Genomic DNA, 23,138 nt, shown 5'->3' with positions numbered 1-23,138 from the left:
TTTCTAGTGACATTTCAGTATTATTTTCAGAAAATAACTTTGATTATTCAACAGATTACGTGATTCATCAGTGGCTCCCCTACTCCCATTCATTAATATGCTTATTCTCATGCATTACAAAAAGCGTTACACTAGCCATTGAAGTAGGATATTCATTATAGGGGGTAATTAGATTGTTATCATTTAGAAGAACGAGTGCGGTATTGCTCATGCTGTTAGGGGCCACAGTTGGCAGTTTAGCTGTCACGAATGCATCCGCCATGAGCAAAGGCAAGCTGGCCCAGTTGAACAACTACGCCAAACTTGATAAAAAGACCACGAAGACTACCAAAAAGGTCGACAGTGAATTCGATAAGGTTGGCATGCGAAATCTAACCCGACTGACTCGAATCAATATGAGTAGTTCCGTCGTTAAAGACTTCCAACCGGACGTCTTTACGATTGGTCAACCACTCGCAATCGGCAATGAGAATCGAACCCACGGCGTCACCCTGGGAAAACATTCTGTCGTCGTTGGTAACGTTAGCACCTGGGGAATAGCCAACGTTGACACGACCGTCCTTTCCAAAAAGAATCAGAAGAAAGTTTTGAATGTCATCGGGCACAAGTGGTCATATGCTGTATCCATGAAGAAGTTGAATACATCTGCGCAAACAGCCTTTCTAACTGAACACAAATCCAAGACGGCTTTTGCTTACGGTGCCTACTCCAATCTTCCCAGACTCTATCGGAAAAACTTGCAATCCTATTTTGACACCGACAGAGCCAATAATGGATTTGTGACAGTCACCGCTGATAATTACTTGAATTACTATCATAATTACACCACCAAGTCAGGGCAAGTGAACTACACCAAAATTGCGCAATCCATTAAGATCAAAAAGTTCACTCGTGGTAAGTCCACGTACACCTACTACTTAGCTAAACCAATGACCGGCTTTGGGACCAAGAAGGTAAAGGTCGCTGGTAAAACACTCTACAAATTAACGATGTCACTCGGCCACGTTTTCCAAGCCTATGATAATGACAATGGTGACGCCGGAACCTTCCGGATCACAGTCAACGTCGGTAATCAAAAGTTCTACGCCAACCTTCAAGATATTGCCGAGTCGTACGCTTACTATTTGCAAGGTAGCCCTAACGGTGAATCATCCTTTAGTGAACAAAAAGCTAAAGCCTACATTCAAAGCTTACAGTAAATCGGCAGTGATACCCGGAATAAAAAATCAGACAGGGAATTCTCTTTTTTGAGAATATCCTGTCTGATTTTTTATTCCCGTTAGCGCACCGCTAGCTCCCCCCCACTTTTTAACTACCAGAAACATCCGCTTTTCATTAATTCCATAAAAAAACAGCAATCAGTAATCTGATTGCTGTCTCCGTAATTATGATGCGGCCAAGAAGATTCGAACTTCCACCCAGATTACCCGGACAAGATCCTTAATCTTGCGCGTCTGCCAATTCCGCCATGGCCGCATTAACTCACAAGAAATAGTATAACAAATGATTTCGCACCTGACAATATTTTTTGCAAGTTAATTCAAAAAAAATTTATTTATGCATCAGTTAAGACCGTCGCACCGTCCTGATCCAGCTCAATAATGCGCAGGCTACCCGGCAGATCCTGATCCGCTAATTTCCCACGTAACAGGGTTAGCTGTGCTGACGTGCCAAACGTGACGACCGTAGGCCCAGCCCCGCTTAAGTACGTTCCCATAATATTTAAATCATGGGCCGCATCCCGAATCGTATTAAGTTCTGGTACGAGTTGTGACCGCGCTTGTTCATGGAATTCATCGCGTTCAATCATCTTCGCCGCGAGTTCCCAATCTTTTTTCAATAACGCAGCGACCAAGACGTTAGCCGCACTGCTAGCATGCACGGCCTTGTTCAAAGGCAACGTCTTAGGCAGTGCCTCACGACTCTTTTCCGCCATCAACTTCTGGCCGGGAATAAAGACCAGCACCTGCAAATCAGGTAATGGTAACTTAATGGCATCGGCGTGGACACCATCCACTGTGGCAACCGCAGCTTGACCCATCAGCGCTGGGGCAACGTTGTCCAACGCGCCACCCAACTTGATGGCCCAGTCTAACTGTTCCGGAATCGTCAAATCCAACTCGCCAAGCTCATTAGCAATCTTGATTCCCGCAATGATGGCACTCGTTGAACTCCCTAATCCCCGTGACACTGGAATGTCAGACATCACGGTTAACTGATGGGGTGCCAAATCCGGCTTGATTTTCAAAGCCGTTTGGACCATCAAATTATTTTCATCCCGCGGAATGTCGGTTCCCAACGCGTGGTTGACCCGCCATTTTTCAGTCTTTTCCTCAATAATCACCGTTAAATACAGATGTAACGCTGCCCCAATTGAATCAATTCCGGGGCCCAGGTTCGCCGACGTTGCGGGAACCCGAATAATCGTTTTTCCCATGAGCTCTTGCCTCCTAAACCTAATGCGGACGGGTGGGTGCTAAAACAATCTTTTGCCAGGCCAAACGACCATGACACCGACCACACACCATCTTTTTAACATCAATTTTTCTTGCCCGGTAATACTTCTGTTGGCAGTTTGTGCAAATGTACAGATTCCAACGTCTGATCCGGGGCTTTTGATTTACGGGTGCCGGGGCATAACGTAGCCCCCCCACCTGTTTCAATAACTTTTTAAAGGCAACCGTTCGATGTTGCCCGGATTGACCGCCTAAATGTAAGTGGTAATGGCACAACTCATGTTTGATCACGCCTACCAAAGTGGCCTCGTCGTGCTCAGTTAACATCCGCGGGTTAATTTCAATGTTGTGATCTTGTAATCGATAGCGACCACCCGTCGTTCTTAACCGCGAATTAAACATGGCCCGGTGGCGGAACTCCTTACCAAAGCTTTCGCGTGAAATTTGTTCCACCAATCGCTGTAGCTCTTCATCAGTCATGATGATCAGCTCGCATCGTCAACTGAATGCGCTGCCGGTTCTCATCAACTGTGAGGACCCAGACGGTCACCACATCCCCAATCGTTACCACCGTGCTGGGATCACCAACGTAATGGTCCGCCAACTGGGAAATGTGAACCAATCCATCCTGTTTCACACCAATATCTACAAAGGCCCCAAAATCAACAACGTTACGGACGGTCCCCTGCAGCTCCATCCCTGGCTTCAAATCAGCCATGGTCAACACATCCTGACGCAACAATGGTGCCGGCATCGTATCCCGCAAGTCCCGACCGGGCTTACTCAGCCCGTCAATAATGTCTGCCAACGTCGCCGTCCCAACAGCCAACTGGGTTGACCACTGTTGCCGGTTTAATTGCGCCAACTTCTGCTGCAGCTTAACGGTGCCTACATCACTCAGCGTCGCCGTCACACCGGTCAACAATTTTCTAGCCACCGTGTAACTTTCAGGGTGAATATCCGTGTTGTCCAACGGATCGGTACCACCAATGATTCGCAGGAATCCTACCGCTTGCTGGTAAGCCTTGGGCCCCAAGCGTGGGACCTTTTTCAAAGCCTGACGCGACGTGAACGCACCGTTCTCATTTCGGTAAGCCACCACATTTTTCGCCGTGGTCGCCGTCAGCCCAGAGATGTGCGTCAATAGCTCCGGACTGGCCGTATTCACGTTGACACCGACCTGGTTCACAGCCGTTTCCACAACGCGATCCAGCTGATCATCCAAAGCCTTTTCCGGTACATCATGTTGGTATTGACCAACCCCCACGGCCTTGGGATCAATTTTGATCAGTTCGGCTAAGGGGTCCTGCAACCGCCGACCAATGCTGACGGCCGACCGTTCCTCTACGTGAAAATCAGCAAATTCCGCCCTGGCATTCGCGCTAGCTGAGTAGACGGATGCCCCCGCTTCATTCACCAATACGTAATAAACGGGATGGTCTAAAGTTTTGAGAATCTCACTAACAAATTCTTCCGATTCCCGACTCGCCGTCCCATTACCAATGGCAATCATTTCCACGTGGTAAGTGTCCAGCAATCGTTTGAACTCTGGCCCCGCTGCCGTCCGCTGCTTGCCACTTGCCGGCTTATGTGGGTAAATGACCTGTTTAGCCAGAAAACGGCCGTTAGCGTCCATTATAGCCAGCTTACAGCCGGTCCGGTACGCGGGATCAAACCCCATCACCACTTTGCCCTTCAACGGTGCCTGCATCAACAGATGATACAGGTTATTTCCAAACACCTGAATTGCATGGTCATCGGCCTTCTCGGTCAATTGCCGCCGGAGTTCCCGCTCGATGGCGGGGCCCAGGAACCGCTTGTAGGCGTCCGCAAATGCAGCCTCCACTTTCGCCACAGCTGGGCCCTGATGCTGCCCGATCAGCCGAAAGTACCCATACTGCAGGATTGAAGCTGGGTCTACGTTAACCCCCACAGTGAGAACCTTTTCCCGTTCTGCTCGGTTAATAGCCAGCACCCGGTAAGGTGGTAACTGCTTCAGTGGCTGACTAAAGTCATAGTAGGTCGCATACACCTGTTGCTCGTCGGTTGCGCCCCGTTTCAGCTTGCTGGTCAGCTCACCGTGTTGCCAAGTATAACGGCGAATCCATTCTCGAAAAGCAGCTTGTTCACTAAACGTTTCCGCCAAGATTTCATGGACACCAGCCCATACGGCCGCCACATCGGGTAATTCCTTCTGCAGGTTCACGAAGCCTTGCGCTTTGGCAGTTAGTCCGTTGGCCGGAAAATGTAGCAACCATTCTGCCAGCGGCGCTAACCCATTCTCCCGCGCAATCGTCGCCTTAGTCCGTCGCTTTTGTTTATACGGCAGGTAAAGATCTTCTACTTGCTGGAGAACGGTGGCGTGAGTCAATGACTGCCGCAGTTGTGGGGTTAATTTTCCCTGTTCAGCGATTAATTTTACAACATCTTGTCGGCGTTGATTTAATTTCATCAACCGGCGGGCCTCGTCTTCAATGTCACGAATCGCGACTTCATCCAGCGACCCCGTACGTTCCTTCCGGTACCGTGCAATAAATGGGACCGTATTCCCTTCATCCAGAAGGGACAGCACGGCCTGTATTTGGGTCACTTTATACTGACTGAGCTGGGCATGAACCGGCTGAGCCAATTCACGTAAAGCATTCTCATTCTTCTGTGTTGCCATGCAACCCCTCCGTTACGTTTCGTCATATCTGCATTATACCATGGGACGACCGCCCACCGTCCATAACTCGACTAAGCTGAGCGGTCAAAAAAATACGCAAGAGTTTCCGTCAGTACCGGAATCCTTGCGTATCTTCACGAGTTTTAACGTCCTACATTGGACTGCTCATAATCCGTTGAATTGCAGCGGTCACTTTACCCATAGCATTCTCTTGCGTTTTTTCAGCTTCATCAAACGCAGCCTGGTCAACCGTTTGGTGTTCTACATCTAAACTATCAGTCATGGACTGACAAGCATCGGTGTAGACCCGGTAAGCTGCCACCAAAGACTTGTGTTTGCCCAATACCCGGACTGGGGCACTTGCCTGTTCAAGTTGGTTCAACTTATCTTCGTAACCATCGGTACCGCGTTGAAAGTTGTCCGCAATTTTTTGTAAATCAACTTGGGATAAGTCGCCAACGGTCCCGTTGTCGATGGCCTGACGCATCGTTTCAAAGTCCGCGTTCATTTCTCCCGCGGCGTCTTCCGTTCCTTGTAGAACTTTCGATAAAACGTTGATGTACCCGTTCATATTGTTTTTACGCATTCTGTTAACCTCCGTCTTAGTTTACTTCTGCCAGAACGTATCGTAAACGTTGACTGGTAAATGCCGCTTGTGCGCGGTCTTTTGGTACCAATTCTCAATTTTTTCTGCTGCTTGGTCAGCAATGTCGTGCCCTTCCAGGTACGCATCAATATCAGCGTAGTGAACGCCTAAGGCCACCTCATCGGGAAGCGCCGGCCGGTCTTCTTCCAAATCAGCCGTTGGCACCTTCTTATAGAGGTGCTCTGGGGCACCTAAGTAGTCCAGCATAGCTGCACCCTGACGCTTATCCAACCGCCAAATTGGACAAATGTCTGACGCGCCATCCCCAAATTTCGTGTAAAAACCGGTGATGGCCTCCGCAGCATGGTCCGTTCCCACAACGGCCCCAGAACGAGCACCAGCAATGGCGTATTGCGCAATCATTCGTTGCCGTGCTTTGATATTGCCTTTATTGAAGTCACTCACAGATTCCTCGTTAGCGGTCACTGCGGCCACCATAGCATCCGTCGCCGGCTGAATGTTGACGCGTTCAACCTCATCGGCCCCCATGAAGTCGATGGCCATCATGGCATCGTCCTCATCCGCCTGTTCACCGTAGGGTAAACGAACCGCAATAAACCGGTAGTCATTATCGTTCGTTTCCTGACGTAACTCAGTCACAGCCTGTTCACACAGGATGCCAGTTAACGTGGAGTCTTGGCCACCAGAAATTCCTAAGACCAAGGTCTTCATGAAATCGTACCGCTTTAAATAATCCTTCAAGAAGTCCACACTGCGACGAACTTCCGTGGCAGGATCAATGGTCGGTTGTACCTTTAAAGCTTCAATAATCGTCTTTTGCATAGCACGCATGCTACTTGCCCCCTAGTTTTTTGCTCGACTCTATTCGGGCATCTTTTGAACGTAATTATGAATTCCTTTGATAATTTCCATCTTCTGGTTGTAGCAATCTTCGGATAAGTCAACCGGGTACTTCTGCGGATTCAGATCCCGCTTGTACTCAGGCCACAAGTTAGCTAAGGCACCGCGACAACGGTCCCGGGCAGCTTCCAAAGTTGGCAGCTCGTAAACCAATTGACCGCTTTCAAAAATCGGTTGTAAAATTGGCCGGGCATTGAAGTCATTGATGGTTTTATTGATATAGGTGTAGTTAGGATTAAACATGAAAATGGATTCTTCACGCCGGGGATCCTCATCGATCAGGGTAATGTAGTCCCCTTCGGTCTTGCCATCAGCCTTCTTGGTGATCCGCCAAACCTGTTTCTTACCAGGGGTCGTCACCTTTTCAGCGTTGTTAGACAGCTTGATGGTGCCGTGCATGTTCCCTTCCTCATCGGCAATGGATACCATCTTGTAAACGGCTCCCAGGGCGGGTTGGTCGAACGCCGTAATCAGCTTCGTCCCAATCCCCCAAACATCAATCTTAGCGCCCTGCATCTTCAAACTTTGAATGGTTTTTTCATCCAAGTCGTTAGAGGCATAGATTTTAGCATTTGGAAAACCTGCTTCGTCCAGCTCCTGCCGCACGCGTTTTGAAATGTAGGCCATGTCCCCGGAATCAATCCGCACGCCTTGGAAGTTAATCTTGTCACCCATTTCTTTAGCCACACGAATGGCATTAGGTAACCCGCTCCGCAACGTGTCGTACGTATCAATCAGAAAAACACAATCATGGTGGGTCTTAGCGTAAGCCATGAACCCGTCGTAATCGTTACCATAAGTCTGAATCAAAGCGTGCGCGTGCGTCCCACTGATGGGAATACCAAAAATTTTGCCAGCACGCACGTTAGAAGTAGCGTCGAACCCACCAATGTAAGCGGCCCGAGTTCCCCAGATAGCAGCGTCAAACTCTTGCGCCCGCCGCGTTCCAAATTCCATCAAGGCGTCATCACCAGCCACGGAACGAATCCGAGCGGCCTTCGTGGCAATTAACGTTTGATAGTTCACGATGTTTAAAATAGCTGTTTCCACCAATTGGCAGTCTGCCAAGGGGCCCTCGACTTGGAGTAAGGGTTCGTGGGCGTAAACTAATTCACCTTCAACCGCTGAACGAATTGATCCTCTGAATTTAAAATTGGCTAAGTAATTTAAAAAATCTTCTGAATAATCTTCAGCTTCTCGTAAGTAATCGATATCCGTTTGGGAAAAATGAAGATTTTCGATATAATGAACAATGTGTTCCAAGCCGGCAAAAACGCCGTACCCGTTTCTAAACGGCATCTTACGGAAGAAAACTTCAAAGACGGCACGCTTATCCGCGATACCTTCTTCGTAATACGTCTGAATCATGTTGATTTGATACGCATCCGTATGCAGGGTCTGACTGTCGTCAGGATACAAATTCGTCATAATGAGCTACTCCCTTGGCTATCTTTCAAGCCAGACTATTTGTGTTTGTTTTTAAATCCAATAGGTACATTTTAGCATGAATCAAATTAAGCGTCATACAATTTAGTGTCGTCACGGAAGCTTTATTCGTTTCCATGACAATCTCGAAAGGAGCACCGCCATGCAAACTACATTTCCGACCGTCACGGTCCTTGATATTCCATTCGTTAAAACGACCACAGACGAGTTGCTCAAAGTTCTCAAGCAACGCATCGTTGACCAGCAAAACACCTTCGTGGTTACAGCTAATCCAGAAATCGCGATGTACGCTCACGACCATCCAGATTACCTTGATCTGATACATACCGCTGACTTCGTCACACCAGACGGCGTCGGCATCCTGGATGGGGCTAAGATTCTAAAACAGCCCTTGCCAGAGCGCATCACCGGCTTTGATACACTGGAAGCGTTACTGAACTGGGCCAGTGATAACCACCGTTCCGCCTACTTTGTGGGTGCTAAACCAGTCGTCATTGCCCAATTAAAGCGGGTACTAGATATCCAGTTCCCCGGCCTGATTATCGCCGGCATGCACGACGGTTATTTTGAAGACGACGCCGAAATCGTGGCTGACATTGCGGCCAAGCAACCCGACATGGTCTTCGCCGCACTAGGCTTTCCAAAACAGGAACGATTCATTAACGCCCACCGGCACACCACTAAAGGCCTGTGGATGGGCGTTGGCGGCAGCTTCGACGTGCTAGCTGGCGCCGTGGTCCGTGCACCAGAATTCTGGCAGAAACACCACCTAGAATGGCTGTACCGCACGGTCAAGGAACCTAAGCGGCTCAAGCGGATCGCAGTCATTCCCCACTATTTACACCTGGTTCGGCGCCAAGCTAAAAAGTTGAAATAGTTCCGCCTCCGGCTGTCAGGGATGGTCGCTGCTGTGGGGACCGCCTCCGGCCGAAGGTGCGGTCCTCCAGCTCGACTGGAAGCCCCTCGCTAAGTACGCGATGGTCTTTCAGCTCGTCCCATGGCCTAAACTCGGAAGTTCACCGAGTTAACGCCATCGACACAGCTGCAACCATCCCTGACGACCTACGGCTAAATTGGCTAACTGCTCAACCATAGCTTTACAACCTCAACAAAAAATACTTTTTGCAAGGTGGCTGTATCCGATGAATGGATATTGCCACCTTTTGTTTAGTCACCATTTCATTGGCATCTGAGATCAATTCTAGTTAATGTACATCGTCCTAAAACGGCCTGAATTAGAACACTACGGACCGAGCTTGGAGATTCACGGTTCTAAGTGAAGCTTCAAGTCGAGCTGAAGGACCGCTTCTCAGGCCGGAATCAGTCCCCACGGCCACCGTCGCCCCTAACGGCCGGAGGCGGCCGTTCATCACCATTTAGTTACACATTTAGTTACAGCAAATGCCTCACAATCTCGTTAGCTAGACTAACCCTTTGTGAGGCATTTTTACTGATTATTTTTCCAAGTAGAACTCGAAGCGTTCACCCACGTATTGCGTGCGAACGTATTCAAACGGCGTTCCGTCTTGTAAATAAGTTACTTGCCGCAACCGTAAGATGGCGTCCCCCCGTTTAATCTTGAGGTATTCCGCAATCCGTTCGGAGGCAGACATAGCGGAAACCGTCTGTTGTGCCTTGCCTGGGTTCAAGCTTTTCTTATCCTCCAGTGCCCGGTACAACGAGCTCGTAACTTCTTTTTTATTTAACCCATCGACCAGTTTTTCTGGAACGGTGGCCACTTCAAAACAGATGGGAACATCGTCGCCGTAACGAATCCGCTCCATCCGCAGAACCTGATCATCTTCCTTAAGCTTCAGCTTCTCAGCCTCACTCAGGGAAGGGTTCATGACGTGGTAAGAAATGGTCTTACTAGTTGGCTGTTTGCCTTGCGTCAGCATGAGATCCGTAAAACTCGTGACCCCAGACATCTTTTCCTGCACTTTTTGGTTAGCCACATAGGTTCCTGAACCTACTTGGCGCTCCAAAATCCCTTCATCGACCAGGGTTTGAATCGCTTGGCGCAGAGTCATCCGACTCACATCAAAATCTCGAGACAACTCTCGTTCCGATGGAATCCGGTCGCCAACCGCCCACTTTCCCGCTTCGATTGCTCGTTTGATATCATTATGAATTTGAATATAAATCGGTGAACTCACAGCACCCAACGTCCCTTCTCGAATCACTACAAATTTTAGTCTGTTGCGGCCTGAATATGACGACCTAAGCTATAAGTCGTTTCTACTTGCAGGTCTGAAGTTAACAAGTTTAAATCGGCATCGCGGCCCACTAAGAGCTTGCCCTTTTGAGTCAGGCCAAATTCCTCTGCTTGATTGACCGAGCTCATCTGCACGGCTGCGTCCACGTCGCACCCGGTAAAGGCAATCACATTTCTGAACGCCTCATCGAATCGTAAGACGGAACCAGCTAAATTGCCACTCTCTAATCGGGCTTGTCGGTCTTTCACGATAACCTTTTGACCACCTAATTCGCTAACGCCTTCGGGCATCCCCTTAGCTCGCATTGAATCGGTCACCAGTTCCAAACGATGTTGGCCCTTTTGTTCATACGCCAGCTTGATCATATCGGGAACAATGTGGAACCCATCACAAATCAATTCGCAGTACAGGTTGTCTTCCAACATTGCATGACCCGTTACACCAGGTTCCCGGTGCCGTAAACCACGCTGTGCATTGTACAAATGTGTGACGTGAGTGGCCCGGCTGGTCAGGAGTTGTTCCCGGGTAGCATTGGAATGACCAACGGATGGCACAATGTTATTTGCCAAACAGTAAGCTTCAAAGTCCTTGGCCCCAGTATCTTCTGGTGCGTAGGTAATCAGCTTGACCCGGCCACCGGACAATTGGTTCCAGTGGTCTAGTAAATTAACATCCGGATCTTTAATATACTTTTCTGGCTGAGCGCCCTTAAAAATCGCCGCGATAAATGGTCCTTCCAAGTGAACTCCCTGGATAATGGGATTCCGTTCAGCAGCAATCGCGATTCCGCGCATAGCGTGGTCAATCGCCTCGTTAGACTGCGTCATGGTAGTTGGAAAGATCGACGTAATCCCTTCTTGCGCCATCAGGTTAACCATCTTATCAATTTGGTCTGGTTCCCCATCCATACTATCATATCCATAGCCACCATGGCTATGCACATCGATGAATCCAGGGACAATGGTCCGACCCGTCACAACCTGAATCTCATCAGCGGGAAGTGGCCGAAAATCTGCCACGGGGCCCACCGCTTCAATCCGTTGATCGAACCGAATGTAGCCATCATTGATAACCTCGTCACCGGTATAAATCTTCGCGTGCTTTAAAACAATACTCATGAGTCTCCTCCTCATCAAATGTCACATTTAGTCAACACTGACATTATAATCGGTATAGACCAAAAAGGCAACTGACAGTCATCGTCAATTGCCCCTGAATGAATTCAGAGGCTTGTCGCTCACGTGTCTTGCAACACAGTAGTCCAGCATGCCCGTTAGGCACTCCTACTCGCAGTGGCAACATCATCGGGTAATTGACGGTTACCCGTTTAACTATCAGGATCTACCCAATAGCTGTTAGCTTTGTAATCTTTGGTCGTTTGATACCATTCAACCATTCTTGACCCAGCATCTTGATGTTCATTGCCCCTAATCGGTCATCATTACAACGATACTGACATTGGGCACACCAATATTCGTGAGTCTCGTGATGGCGATTAGTTTTCTCAACCAGGCCACACCTGGGACAGCGTTGTGAGGTGAATGCTGGATTGACCTTCACAACAGCACTTTGAATAGCCTGAGCCTTATACATTAAGAAAGACTCTAGTTGAAAGAAAGACCAGGAGCGATGGCTGTTTCGTAGGGACTTAGGCAGGTCATCGGTGTTAAACGTCACATTGGTTAAGTCTTCCAAAACAAAAAGCGTATGCGAGCCGTATGCCGCAACGAGTGTCTTAGCTAACCAATGATTCACATCGGTCATCCAGCGGTTCTCTCGTTGAGCCAGTTGCTTCAGCTTTTTCTTGGCAGATTTAGTACCTTTACTTTGTAGTTGTCGACGGGTCTCTAGCAACTTCTTCCGCTTGCGTAAGATTTTTTGTCCATCAAAGAACCGTGTCTTTCCTTCACTATCAAAGGCGGTTGCTAGAAAGCGCAGGCCACGGTCAATACCCACAATTTGAGGATTATCCTTGGCATCAAAATCACTAGTTTCCTTTGTGATACCAATATGCAAAAACCACTTCCCCTGATTGTGGACCAACTTAGCGGTACCTAGCTTCCAGTCCTCGGTAAAATATTTTTCAAATCCTTTGTCGGTAAATCTTAACTTAGTTCGTTTGCCCAGAGTGGTTATTGACAGCTGTTGCATTTTATCTACAAAAGAATAGTTACTCTGACGTACCAAGTCTGCTTGTGGTCGATGAAACTGAATGGATGTTACCAACCAAGTTAGGTCTCTAGGAACTTGAACCCATTTGCTTTCTTCGTCCTTGCAACGATAAGGATGTTGTTTCATCTGTTCCCTAACTGTCTTATAGTGAGCCACAACCGTTCGAAAGACCGATTGGACCATCTGACTATTGAGTACTGATTCTTGTCTAATTTTTTTGTACATGTGGTGGTTGATTTTTAACCAGCTTAGCTGAAATCCATGGTCAAATATCCATTGACTGACAATGTTAGCCAATCGTCGATACTCTTCACTCATTGCTAGAAAAGCGGCTGCTTGTTCAGTGTCTGGATAGAGTCTCAGTTTAATTGTTCGCCCTAACTTAACCAATAGCTACCTCCCCTGTAGATTGGATTAAGTATACCATGGTTAGCTCTCTAGGGGGGAACATATGTTTCGGAAAATAACATTAAATTCTAGCATTCATCCCGCGATTAAACTCGCAGTTTTTTGATAAATTCAGTTGTATCTTGCTTGAGCTACCGATCGTTAGGCGGGACCCCCAGCATCCCGTTTGATGGTGGCGTCAATGCCCTTCACGACCGCCGTCATCAGACCAGCTTCCTCCATCGCCAATAACCCCGCAATGGTGCTACCACCTGGTGAAGCCACCTGGTCGATCAAGGCGAACGGAACCTTATCGCTCTGCAAAACCATTTTGGCCGAACCCAACGTGGCCTGGGCAGCAATTTGCGTCGCTTGTTCTTTGCTCAGACCGTGCTTGACCCCGGCCCGACTCAAACTATCGATGAAGAAATCAATGTAGGCGGGTGAACTCCCAGCCAACGCACTGAAGACCCCAAACTGGTCTTCTGCTAACGTGGTCGTGGACCCAATCGTGTTAAAGACCCGCAGGGCAGCGGCCAATTGATCACCAATCAGCTGATCATTGGCTGCGACCGCCGTCATCCCCGCACCGACCTCTACGTTAACGTTGGGTAGCGTCCGTAAGGTTGGTAGGTCAGTGCCCACGACCTGACGCATCTCGGCTAAGGACAGGCCTGCAACGATAGAAATCAACGTTTTCTCACCCGCCACCAACTGCGGCGCAATTTCCTGCAACACCTTAACCGCCACGTTAGGCGTCACGGCCAAGACTACCAGGTCACTATCTCGTGCCACGGCAACGTTGCTATCAGCCGCAACTAACCCATGTTCTTGCGCATATGGTCCATAACTCTCTTGTCGGTGACTATGCACCAAAATATCTGTTGGTGCAAATGTCTGTGCGTTTAATAAGCCACCAATAATGGCCTTTGCCATGCCGCCAACACCAATAAACCCAATTTTCATCGTTAAATTTCCTCCTCATGTGGTAAGTGGTCCTGGAACCACTGCTGAATCCGTTTCAACCGGTCGACCCGTAAATTGGGCAACCCCGACCGGGATAGTTCATGGGTCGATTTAGGATAAAGAACCAATTGGGTCTCCACCCCGGCCTCCTTGAGACCCACGTAAAACTCCTCACCCTGCGTTACCGGGCAACGTAGATCATCGGTCCCATGAAGCACCAACAAGGGCGTCGTGGCCTGTTTAACGTAGGCCAGCGGGGAGAAACGCCAGAGGGCTGAGATATCCGTCATATCCTGTTGTAGCTCCCAAGGCGTAAAGTAATACCCAATATCGCTGGTCCCGTAGAAACTGATCCAGTTTGAAATTGACCGCTGGGTTACTGCCGCAGCAAACCGACTGGTATGCGTTTCGATCCAGTTCGTCATAAACCCACCGTACGAGCCACCGGTCACACAAAGTTGCTCATCATCAATGGTCGAATCCAATGCCAGTGCTGCATCGACGCCCAACATAAGATCTTCAAAGTCACCTTCACCGTAATGCCCAATGACGGCCATCTCAAAGTCCTGGCCGTAGCTATTACCACCTCGTGGATTGATGGCGATCACGCCATATCCCAGGCCGGTCAAATACTGCAGCTCGTGATAAAAGCCGTAGCCAAAGTCCACCTGTGGCCCACCGTGTACGTAGAGAACGGCCGGATGCTTGGGTGCTTCATGAACCGGCGGGAAGTACCAGCCTTCGATCTGCCAGTCCTCGGCACCAGCAAACGTGAAGCGTTGCCCGGCAACCAACGCGTGTTTGGCCTCGTAAGTGGCGTTCGGATTAATTAACTGACGTTCAACCCCAGTTGCCACATCCAACACCCCTAACCGACTCACGTGGGTCATGGTCGTTTCCGTAAAAACAATGGTTCGAGCATCCACAACGCTAAAGTCTGTAATCGACCGATTACCGCCCAATACTACTTGCGCGGATGCCGGATTCTGGTCTGATTGAACTACCAGTTGAACACGGCCGTGAACATTTTCCAAAGTCAGTACCTGGGTCGGTGTTAACCACGCCACAAATTGGTTGCGCAGCCGCTGTTGACTATCGATTGCCAGCATGTTGCCAACCTCAACGTCGCGGGTAGCCGTCACGTCAGTTAGCGCCGTCCCATCTAGTTTGACCGTCCAAGCGTGAAATTGGGAGACATTGGGGACGTGGTTATCCTGGCCCCACATCACGACGCGATTGCCTGCGACCGTCAGCTGTCCCTGGCTAAAGCTACCCTCGGCCAGTTGCTGATTGAGCAGAACATCGCCCGCGCCAGTAAATGGATGCCAGTAAACGCCGGTACTAAAGTCGTGCTCATCCAACGGTAAGCGTTTCGTATCGTAGACCAAGCCGTGCTCGTTAGCTGCCGTCACGTTAAACGCCGTCGCTCGTTCTAAGACAACCGACTGGTCACGATTGACACAATTATACCGGATACACTGATACGTTAAACCTTGTGGTAATAAACCACGACCATTTTCTTGATAACGTAAGTGGTCAATCACGTGGGGCACTGGCCAAGTCGGCTGTTCAGTCATACCAGTGGTCGTTTGAAAATACAACACGTCCGCGTTGGCTTCCCACACCGGTTGCTGAACATCAGCATCCCCCCGGGTGACCTGTTCGGGGGCCCCACCATCTAGCGGCACCATGAAGAGCTGGGTATGCTCCCCAACTTTTCCGGTGAACGCCAAGTAACGGTGACTGGGACTCAATGTCAGTTGGGCGACCTGCACATCTGCCGGGCTCCACCGGCGCCGGTCACGCCCGTCCTTCAGGTTAACGCTGAATACCGCTGCCATGGACTTATTCTGCAGTTGGTCTAGTTGACTTTCAACAAAGTAGACCCGCTGCCCATCACTCACTGGTTGAGCCAGCGGGCGCAAGGCAAACAGGTCCTCTGGTTGCACGGCTAACGCCATCGTAAGACCCCACTTTCCTCATTTTAAAATACAAATGGTCTGGAGCAATTATTAGTTTGACTTTAGCGAAGTTCCTGGTAATTGTCAATTCTTTAGAGTGACCCGTCGTTGAGATCAACCGCTCTCACAAATTCGATAATAAAAAAGGGACTGGAAAATTCTCCAGTCCCTCGGTCAAACAAATTTATTATTATGAAGTAACAGTTAACGGCTATGACTCACGCTTATGTTTAGCCAAGCCCAACCAACTTAAAACACTAAGCATGGCAACACCCAATGCTTGCCACCAGCCAGTTTGCTCACTGGTCTGTGGCAACGTGACTTGCTTGTCAGTGTTTGTTGACTGCCGAGCGGGCTGTGTGGTCGGCGAAACGGTTGCCGTGGATCCTGATACCGCCATTGGCTTGACCGCTACGACACCATTTTCTCGGTAACTCCCAGCCGGCTTGACGCTTGTCTGCCGTTGCTGCGGTGCACGTTGCCCCAACCATTCAGTATCAATCGGCCGTCCCTTTTGATGATGCTGCCAACCAGGAACGTAAAGCACTGGTGTAATCTTAGCTGCCTCATGGTCATCAATCACAATGGGTACCTGAACGGTCGGTTCGTCAGTCGTGTCACCCTCAGTCGGTGTCTCATCTGGATCTACCGGCGTTGTGCCAGTGTCACCAGTCTGAGTACCATCGGTCGGTATCGTTGGTGTACCGGAATCATCCCCAGTATGACCAGTATCCCCACCGGTTGGAGTGGTTGGTTCACCCTTGGTATCATCCTTCGACGTGTAGATGACGGCTTCATTTGGCGTAATGGTCCCATCCGGATTGACCGTTGCCTTAATTGAGGCCTTGTTAGCAGTCCACCCCTCGATCACGGGTACCTTGACCGAGATGATATTACCAACATATCCAGCAGCATCTTTGACCTTGTCGGCGTGAATCTCGACCAGCCACTCGCCCATGTCTTCATCTTTCAGATTACTTGGAATATCAACATCAGCAATGACGTAGCGGTTTAAGACTAAGGTCAGATTTTTCACACCGTAGCGGCCGGTATCTGTACTATCGGTGCTCAGACTGACGGTAATCGTGCCACCAATGAACCCAACGGGTAACGTCAGTGTATCCGTCACCGCATCGTAGTTCAGCAGCTGTTGCGTATCAGTGTCAGTAAAGCTTAACCCAGCCAAGTCGAGGTTGCTCAACCCTAACCGTTTCATAATCGCTTCACGAACGTGATAGACTGCTGTATTGGTTTGACCATTGTTGGTAACCAGTGCGTCCACCTTAACATTATCTAGGTCTCGTTGCCCGGCAAACGCGTAGTCCCCAATCGTATTGATCTTACCACTAGCATTGATTTCCTTGAGATTATTATAAGCAAACGAGTAATCTGCCAGACTGTTGACCGCGTCACCCAAGTCCAGCTTCGTTAGGTCGTTGTAGGCAAAGGCATATTCCCCGACATCATGGAGCGTATCAGCTAACGTCAACGTTCCCTGCAACTGGTTGTTAGCAAACGCCTTGTCATTGATCGTGTCCAGACTGGCGCCACCGGTTAAACCGGTCAATCGGTTGTTGGCAAAGGCCGACTCCCCAATACTCTTCAAAACATTGGAAAGGTTCAAGACACCACTTAACTCATTATTTACAAACGCGTTGACTTCAATGGTCGTCAGACCCGCCCCACCCAAAATCTGAGTCAAGTGGTTGTTGGCAAAAGCTGATTCTCCAATACTCGTCAACTGATCCGAAAGAGTAAACGACCCCGTCAAATCGTTGTCCAAAAAGGCTTCCTTTTCAATCGTTCGTAGGTTAGTGCCACCCGTTAAACCGGTCAACTGATTGTTGGCGAACGCCTGCGTCCCAATATTTAAAATATTAGCCGGTAGGTTGAGTGTCCCTTTTAGTTGATTATCAGCGAACGTTTTGCTGCCGATCCCGGTCAACTGATCATTCAAAGTGACCCCCGTTAGTCGGTTGTCCCAAAAGGCTTCATCGCCCAGGTTAATCAACTTACTTGGTAAGGTAAGTGACTTTTCGATAAGGTTATGGGCAAACGCTGCCGTCCCAATCGAAGTCAGGTTATCGTTTAGCTGAACATCCGTCAACTGGTTATTGGTAAATGCCTCGTCACCAACGCTGGTGATGGTTGCTGGCAAGACCAACGTTCCCGTCAATTGGTTATTGGCGAAAACACCCGTGTTCAACATCGTCAAACCGCTATCCAAGGTAACACCCGTCAGCCGATTATTTTCAAAGGCTTGGACACCTAATTGTGTTAACGTATCTGGCAATACCAGTTGCCCTTGAATTTGATTATTCTGAAAGGCACCGCTCCCGATTGAAACGACCTTTTGATTGAGAGTCAGTTTCGTAATGGCATTGTTCTGAAAGGCATAATCCGCGATGCCCGTTACATTCTCGGGAATCGTCAGGTTGGTAATGTCATTGTCACTGAAGGCGTATGCGTTGATGGCGCTTACTTGGTTTAGATCAACCGTCGTCAGTTGATTATGGGCAAACGCACTTTCACCAACCGACCAAACACCATCGGGTAATTTAATTGATTTTAACAGATTATTTTCAAAGGCACCGGCTTCAATCCATTGTAGATTTTTTCCGAACGTTACATCGGTTAAGCCTGCTCCTTTGAAAGCATTAGTGCCAACCACCGTAACGGGCTTCCCTTGATAAAAATCAGGAATCACTAAGGTAGTAGCAGTCGACGCTGCCGCAGTACCCGCGTCCGCATATCTCGTCAAGATATACCCTGAGCCAGCGTCGTTCAACTGATAGGCTAGTTCACGTTGCGTCGTTGGCGTAGCCGTTGGTACTTCCTTAGTTGCTTCGGGAGCCGCCACCCGCGACCGAAAGTTTGAATCGGAAGTCGTCAGTTTGCCAGATTGGTCAGCCGGTTGAACCGGCTGACTAGTCTTGTCCGTTTCTTTAGAAAGGTCTGAACCTTTAGACAGACTCGAATCCTTGTCTTGGACCCCGCCATTAGCTGGCTGATCCGGGGCATTCTCACCACTTTGTTGATCACCGGCTCCTACCTGCTTATCTTCTGAGGAACTAGCAGGTGTCGCTGGCGTTGATGGGGTGGTAATTGCTGCTTGGGTAGCTGATGTAACTTGCGTCTGTGGTGTTAACTCTGAATCGCCAGGTGCAGCGCTGTTAGCACTTGCGACGACCCCTGTCAGCATCATTCCGGCGCTCAGGCCAACCACGGTTGCGCCGGCATATAACCATTTGCAACTTGAACAGCTGAAATGCTTTGCTGATTGCCATTTTTGTTCGTACATGTCTTTGCCACCCCTTTTACAATAAAACCATTTTTCTTATAATTTAATTTATCCCGTACTAACCACATATACATGTTAACACCTTGAGCCAGAAGCTCAATTGCCTAGGGGGATAACGATTACGGCTATAATTGGGTATCGCCCTTTTATATTCACTTAAACCAAATGCAGAAGAACACTTACTGCAAGCCCAGCACCTACAGTTAACTAGTGAGTACTTACTTTTAGGGACAAACTTTTCAATTTGTGACAAAAAAAGTTTTTTTGAAATTTGGACACAAAAAAACCAGCCACACACAGTGACTGGTCTAAGTTGGGCTAGCTGGGTTCGAACCAGCGCATCACGGGATCAAAACCCGTTGCCTTACCACTTGGCTATAGCCCAATAATAAAAATGGTGGGGAGTGGATTCGAACCACCGAACCCGAAGGAGCGGATTTACAGTCCGCCGCGTTTAGCCAGACTTCGCTACCCCACCAAAAAATGAATCGTCGTAACGAATCAACTTCACTATCATACAAAATTCTGCATAAACCGTCAAGAGGTTTTTGCATATTTTTTCATTTTAAGTCTAAAATTCTTAATCGTTGCTGCCACTCAGTCATATAATCTGGTTGCGACCATTCACTAAAGCGCTTATTCCGATAGCCAACTGCTTGATCATAATAAGTCGTTCCAGCAAAATGACGCGGGGCAAAGCGTCGATGGACGTGGCCAAATTGTGTGATTGTCACGTGATACTTGGCCAACAGGTCCCCCAACCGGGGACTACCTAACAGTGCGTTGGCCATGTTCCAGAAACGATCATCTCCGGTAATTTTGATGTAATCTCGTCGTGGAACGAAATGCGTCATAAACAATACCCGTTTGCCAGCTTGTTGTGCTACCCGTAATTGTGCCTCAACCTGAGCTAACACCTCATCCATCCGTTCGGGGTCCGTCATCGGTTGAGTAATTGCAGCATCGACCCAGAACGCCCGTTTCCAGGTTAAAAAGTTCCGACCAGTCAGGTTGTCGGCAAATAGATAGTCATACCAGCCGTTATTGCCAATTATCCGCCAGTTTGTCCCCGGTACGTCTAAATACCCGCGATGAAGGTAAGTTGGCCCCTGAGGCGATTCTAGGCCCGCATACGAGATGTCATGAACCATATCGTGATTGCCCGCAATAAATTTCACTTGAGCCGGTGCTAATTGTCTCTGCAAGTCCTGAGTAAACGCCACCGATTGGGAAAAATGATTGCTGATGTCCCCCGCAATCAGATAAATACCAACTCGTTGCTGGCGCAGATAAGCAGTTTGCTGCCGCGCCACAGTATGAGCGTCTTGATGATTGATGTCTAAGTGCAAATCACTGATCATTGCTACGCGAACCACAGAAACCCGCCTCCTTCCATAAAAAAAGTGCTACTCCGCATAAGAGTAGCACTTTCTGCTTTAAATAATGACTATTTAATCCCAGCCATTAAGTTCTTAATTGGTTTAACCAAGACAAACATAATCAACCCGGCAACAATGGCTACAATCGCCACGCCCAAGAAGTAGTTACCTTCATTACCTGGCGTGTAGAACTTAACGATTTGTGAGTTCACGGCTTGCCCAGCGGCATCGGCCAAGAACCACATACTCATCATTTGAGATTGGAAGGCCTTTGGTGCCAACTTGGTCGTCACGGACAACCCGATAGGTGAAATCAACAGTTCGGCAATTTCGACAACTGCCCAACTACCAACCAACCAGAGTGGGCTGATTCGAGCGCTAGTCCCAAACATCGTGACAGGAATCACCATGATCAAGTAAGATGCCCCGGCAAATAACATACCAGTTGCAAACTTAGCTGGAGAACTTGGCTGTTTCTTACCCCAACGGTTCCACAAAGCAGCGAAGAATGGCGTGTAGATCAAGATGAACAGTGGGTTTAACATCTGGTACCAAGCTGGCAAGATGTGAATTCCCATGAAGTGGTTATTCGTTTGGTTGGCTGCGAACAGTGCCAATACGGATGACCCTTGTTCTTCAATTGCCCAGAAGATCATCGCAGCGATGAACAGGCCCAAGTAAGCCCAAACGTGTTTCCGTTCGGTCGGTGTAACCTTTTTACTGGTTAAGAAGATGATAAAGTAGACAACTGGTGCAGCGAGGGCAATGATCGACAACAAGAGCACGAAGTTGTTTAAGTTCAATGAACCCAATAAGTACATCAGAACAATGACTAAGGCGAAAGCAACCAATCCGAGTGAGCCCCGAACAGTCAGCTTCTTCATGTCACCAGGTTCCAGTGGATCACTTGGGTACAAGCTATCCTTGCTCAGGTACTTGTTACCGCCAAGCCAGTATTGAACTAACCCCAAGAACATCCCGATAGCGGCTAATGAGAACCCAAGGTGGAAGTTGTACTTCAACCCAAGCCAACCAACTAACATTGGTGCCACTAACGACCCCAGGTTAATCCCGAAGACGAAGATGGTGAACCCAGCGTCTCGACGGGTATCCCCTGCATCGTACAGGCCCCCAACCATTTCAGAGACGTTTGGCTTCAACAGCCCAGTCCCTAAAACAATCAGCAGGATCGAAATAAACAGGGCAACGCTCCCGGCAGGAACAGACAACGCAATGTGCCCAAACATGATGAGAACCCCACCAATGAACACAGTCCGTCGACTACCCCAAACACGGTCACTTAAGTACCCACCCAAAACAGAGGATAAGTAAACCATCGACCCGTAGATGGACATCACGGAAGCAGCGGTCGTCTTGTCAAAGCCTAGACCACCCTTGGTGACAGAGTAGTACATGTAGTAAATAAGGATGGCACGCATCCCGTAGTAACTGAACCGTTCCCACATTTCTGTGAAGAACAAGGTTGATAACCCGCGAGGTTGGCCGAAGAAGGTTCGGTCCTGGCTGGTTGATTCCGGTTTGTTATTCAAAACTATAATACCTCCATAGCATCTGCAAAAATGAATAATTTTATCATCCGTAACGCCAATCCCAAATCCCTTGGCGGCGGTGTCTCATAGACCTCTAATAAAACATAGTAGTAATTATACTGCATGAAGTACCGTTACGCAACGACTTTCGCAACGGCACCCGCTCTAATTAGCGGCATGGCGCGAAAAAACAATGATGAAATTATTAGCCATCTCATGCAATCCTCTTATTTTTTATTCATTCTCCTTATCGTGCGATTATCAATTTAGTTATGAATAAAATTTCGCAAATAAAAAACGTGTGTCAGGTTTTAACCAACACACGTTTCTTCCATATATATGTTAAGCAGGCATTGAAGCTAAGTCCAACTGTTGGCAAGCAAATTTGACTAAAGCTTGGCCATTCAACCACCCATAGATATCATTGGGGATCAAAGCAGTTGGCACCTGAGTATGAAGGGCTGCAGTTTCCACGAGATCAGCAGCTTGGGGGGCCAGTAAGACCAAGTCTTGTTCCGCCAGCATGTCAGCTGTCAAATCATCAACCGTACTAGCTGTAAAAGCTAATGCCACGTGACGTGTCTCAGCAACTCGCTTAGCTTCACCTAAAAATAGTCGACTTGAGTTTTCTTTACCGGATAATAATAGAACATTCTTCATAATTAGTTCTCCCCTTCACGTTCTTCTTCATGAATTAAGAATAGCACTTTGCTACCTATACCACAATAGGATAATAGAGAAAATCAATATTTATTTAGCCCACCTTATTTACCGTCATGTTAGGGTTTATGTGCTCTATACCAATTAGTTTCGATTGGATATACCAATTGTGTCATCGACTGTAACCGTTTTCTTCCTGACACGGTCAAGTTAGGTTCGGCGGTTGACTACGACTAGCAAACAAATTTTAGACACAAAAAAATCACCAGTCATAAGACTGACGATTATCTGATGCCGGCTGAGGAATTCGAATCCCCGACCCTCGGTTTACGATACCGATGCTCTACCAACTGAGCTAAGCCGGCATAACTCTGGCTAACTGGGTTAACCCGACTCCGGCAGGCGGGCTCGAACCGTCGACAACCTGATTAACAGTCAGGTGCTCTACCAACTGAGCTATGCCGGAATAATT

General features: G+C 48.4%; 17 protein-coding genes and 5 tRNA genes. 2 read left to right on the top strand and 20 right to left on the bottom strand.

What is annotated here, in order from left to right; genetic code table 11:
* The first annotated feature begins 173 nt into the window (after positions 1 to 173).
* Positions 174 to 1,199, top strand: a complete 1,026-nt coding sequence (locus EKM87_RS08540; protein WP_125683794.1) for a hypothetical protein — start codon at positions 174 to 176, stop codon at positions 1,197 to 1,199.
* A gap of 192 nt (positions 1,200 to 1,391) precedes the next feature.
* Here the strand turns inward: EKM87_RS08540 and EKM87_RS08535 are convergent.
* From EKM87_RS08535 to EKM87_RS08505, 7 genes are all read right to left on the bottom strand, one after another.
* Positions 1,392 to 1,476, bottom strand: a tRNA-Leu gene (locus EKM87_RS08535).
* A 79-nt stretch (positions 1,477 to 1,555) separates the two neighbouring features.
* Entirely contained in the window at positions 1,556 to 2,437 is an 882-nt protein-coding gene (thrB, locus tag EKM87_RS08530; RefSeq protein WP_125683792.1) for a homoserine kinase, read from the bottom strand.
* Positions 2,438 to 2,456: 19 nt separating this feature from the next.
* Positions 2,457 to 2,936 carry a SprT family protein gene (locus EKM87_RS08525; RefSeq protein WP_125683790.1) on the bottom strand — a complete coding sequence of 160 codons (480 nt, stop codon included), beginning with the start codon at positions 2,934 to 2,936 and terminating at the stop codon, positions 2,457 to 2,459.
* The gene (locus EKM87_RS08520; RefSeq protein WP_125683788.1) at positions 2,929 to 5,121 is read right to left on the bottom strand and encodes a Tex family protein; all 2,193 of its coding nucleotides are present in this window, start codon (positions 5,119 to 5,121) and stop codon (positions 2,929 to 2,931) included. The genes EKM87_RS08525 and EKM87_RS08520 overlap by 8 nt, the downstream gene beginning before the upstream one ends.
* A gap of 151 nt (positions 5,122 to 5,272) precedes the next feature.
* On the bottom strand, positions 5,273 to 5,707 hold the full coding sequence (locus tag EKM87_RS08515; protein ID WP_125683786.1) for a hypothetical protein: 435 nt from the start codon (positions 5,705 to 5,707) through the stop codon (positions 5,273 to 5,275).
* A gap of 21 nt (positions 5,708 to 5,728) precedes the next feature.
* Complete coding sequence (gene nadE, locus EKM87_RS08510; protein ID WP_125683784.1) at positions 5,729 to 6,559, bottom strand: ammonia-dependent NAD(+) synthetase; 831 nt, start codon at positions 6,557 to 6,559, stop codon at positions 5,729 to 5,731.
* A 30-nt stretch (positions 6,560 to 6,589) separates the two neighbouring features.
* The gene (locus tag EKM87_RS08505; RefSeq protein WP_125683782.1) at positions 6,590 to 8,056 is read right to left on the bottom strand and encodes a nicotinate phosphoribosyltransferase; all 1,467 of its coding nucleotides are present in this window, start codon (positions 8,054 to 8,056) and stop codon (positions 6,590 to 6,592) included.
* A 160-nt stretch (positions 8,057 to 8,216) separates the two neighbouring features.
* Here EKM87_RS08505 and EKM87_RS08500 point away from each other — a divergent pair, with 160 nt between their 5' ends.
* A complete protein-coding gene (locus tag EKM87_RS08500) occupies positions 8,217 to 8,951 on the top strand; it encodes a WecB/TagA/CpsF family glycosyltransferase (protein WP_125683780.1) in 735 nt (244 codons plus the stop codon).
* 577 nt (positions 8,952 to 9,528) lie between these two features.
* Here the strand turns inward: EKM87_RS08500 and EKM87_RS08495 are convergent.
* The 13 genes from EKM87_RS08495 to EKM87_RS08435 form a co-directional block, all read right to left on the bottom strand.
* Positions 9,529 to 10,230, bottom strand: a complete 702-nt coding sequence (locus EKM87_RS08495) for a GntR family transcriptional regulator (RefSeq protein WP_125683778.1) — start codon at positions 10,228 to 10,230, stop codon at positions 9,529 to 9,531.
* Between the two features lie 35 nt (positions 10,231 to 10,265).
* The gene (nagA, locus tag EKM87_RS08490) at positions 10,266 to 11,408 is read right to left on the bottom strand and encodes an N-acetylglucosamine-6-phosphate deacetylase (protein ID WP_125683776.1); all 1,143 of its coding nucleotides are present in this window, start codon (positions 11,406 to 11,408) and stop codon (positions 10,266 to 10,268) included.
* Positions 11,409 to 11,631: 223 nt separating this feature from the next.
* A complete protein-coding gene (locus EKM87_RS08485; protein ID WP_125683774.1) occupies positions 11,632 to 12,852 on the bottom strand; it encodes an RNA-guided endonuclease InsQ/TnpB family protein in 1,221 nt (406 codons plus the stop codon).
* 159 nt (positions 12,853 to 13,011) lie between these two features.
* Positions 13,012 to 13,815 (bottom strand): pyrroline-5-carboxylate reductase, encoded by an 804-nt coding sequence (gene proC, locus EKM87_RS08480; RefSeq protein ID WP_125683773.1) that lies wholly within the window; start codon positions 13,813 to 13,815, stop codon positions 13,012 to 13,014.
* Between the two features lie 2 nt (positions 13,816 to 13,817).
* Positions 13,818 to 15,776 carry a S9 family peptidase gene (locus EKM87_RS08475; protein WP_125683771.1) on the bottom strand — a complete coding sequence of 653 codons (1,959 nt, stop codon included), beginning with the start codon at positions 15,774 to 15,776 and terminating at the stop codon, positions 13,818 to 13,820.
* 211 nt (positions 15,777 to 15,987) lie between these two features.
* Positions 15,988 to 19,077, bottom strand: a complete 3,090-nt coding sequence (locus EKM87_RS08470) for a leucine-rich repeat domain-containing protein (protein WP_125683769.1) — start codon at positions 19,075 to 19,077, stop codon at positions 15,988 to 15,990.
* Positions 19,078 to 19,390: 313 nt separating this feature from the next.
* Positions 19,391 to 19,462 (bottom strand) — tRNA-Gln (locus EKM87_RS08465).
* Between the two features lie 10 nt (positions 19,463 to 19,472).
* Positions 19,473 to 19,555: transfer RNA gene (locus EKM87_RS08460), tRNA-Tyr, on the bottom strand.
* 82 nt (positions 19,556 to 19,637) lie between these two features.
* Positions 19,638 to 20,438, bottom strand: coding sequence for a metallophosphoesterase (locus EKM87_RS08455; RefSeq protein WP_125683865.1), 801 nt, complete (start codon positions 20,436 to 20,438; stop codon positions 19,638 to 19,640).
* Between the two features lie 86 nt (positions 20,439 to 20,524).
* On the bottom strand, positions 20,525 to 22,006 hold the full coding sequence (locus EKM87_RS08450; protein WP_125683767.1) for a peptide MFS transporter: 1,482 nt from the start codon (positions 22,004 to 22,006) through the stop codon (positions 20,525 to 20,527).
* Between the two features lie 342 nt (positions 22,007 to 22,348).
* A complete protein-coding gene (locus tag EKM87_RS08445; protein ID WP_125683765.1) occupies positions 22,349 to 22,666 on the bottom strand; it encodes a PTS sugar transporter subunit IIB in 318 nt (105 codons plus the stop codon).
* A gap of 292 nt (positions 22,667 to 22,958) precedes the next feature.
* Positions 22,959 to 23,031: transfer RNA gene (locus EKM87_RS08440), tRNA-Thr, on the bottom strand.
* Between the two features lie 28 nt (positions 23,032 to 23,059).
* Positions 23,060 to 23,132, bottom strand: a tRNA-Asn gene (locus EKM87_RS08435).
* Positions 23,133 to 23,138 lie beyond the last annotated feature (6 nt).

The sequence above is a fragment of the Levilactobacillus yonginensis genome (assembly GCF_003946265.1).
GTDB classification, from domain to species: domain Bacteria; phylum Bacillota; class Bacilli; order Lactobacillales; family Lactobacillaceae; genus Levilactobacillus; species Levilactobacillus yonginensis.
The sequence above is the reverse complement of the archived record's forward strand: the minus strand, read 5'-3'. Positions and strand labels throughout refer to the sequence as shown.

Bases quoted from the DNA above. Each gene is read 5' to 3' on its own strand.
- thrB (WP_125683792.1), bottom strand. From the start codon at position 2,437: ATGGGAAAAACGATTATTCGGGTTCCCGCAACGTCGGCGAACCTGGGC.
- EKM87_RS08525 (WP_125683790.1), bottom strand. From the start codon at position 2,936: ATGACTGATGAAGAGCTACAGCGATTGGTGGAACAAATTTCACGCGAA.
- EKM87_RS08520 (WP_125683788.1), bottom strand. From the start codon at position 5,121: ATGGCAACACAGAAGAATGAGAATGCTTTACGTGAATTGGCTCAGCCG.
- EKM87_RS08515 (WP_125683786.1), bottom strand. From the start codon at position 5,707: ATGCGTAAAAACAATATGAACGGGTACATCAACGTTTTATCGAAAGTT.
- nadE (WP_125683784.1), bottom strand. From the start codon at position 6,559: ATGCGTGCTATGCAAAAGACGATTATTGAAGCTTTAAAGGTACAACCG.
- EKM87_RS08505 (WP_125683782.1), bottom strand. From the start codon at position 8,056: ATGACGAATTTGTATCCTGACGACAGTCAGACCCTGCATACGGATGCG.
- EKM87_RS08500 (WP_125683780.1), top strand. From the start codon at position 8,217: ATGCAAACTACATTTCCGACCGTCACGGTCCTTGATATTCCATTCGTT.
- nagA (WP_125683776.1), bottom strand. From the start codon at position 11,408: ATGAGTATTGTTTTAAAGCACGCGAAGATTTATACCGGTGACGAGGTT.
- proC (WP_125683773.1), bottom strand. From the start codon at position 13,815: ATGAAAATTGGGTTTATTGGTGTTGGCGGCATGGCAAAGGCCATTATT.
- EKM87_RS08475 (WP_125683771.1), bottom strand. From the start codon at position 15,776: ATGGCGTTAGCCGTGCAACCAGAGGACCTGTTTGCCTTGCGCCCGCTG.
- EKM87_RS08470 (WP_125683769.1), bottom strand. From the start codon at position 19,077: ATGTACGAACAAAAATGGCAATCAGCAAAGCATTTCAGCTGTTCAAGT.
- EKM87_RS08455 (WP_125683865.1), bottom strand. From the start codon at position 20,438: ATGATCAGTGATTTGCACTTAGACATCAATCATCAAGACGCTCATACT.
- EKM87_RS08445 (WP_125683765.1), bottom strand. From the start codon at position 22,666: ATGAAGAATGTTCTATTATTATCCGGTAAAGAAAACTCAAGTCGACTA.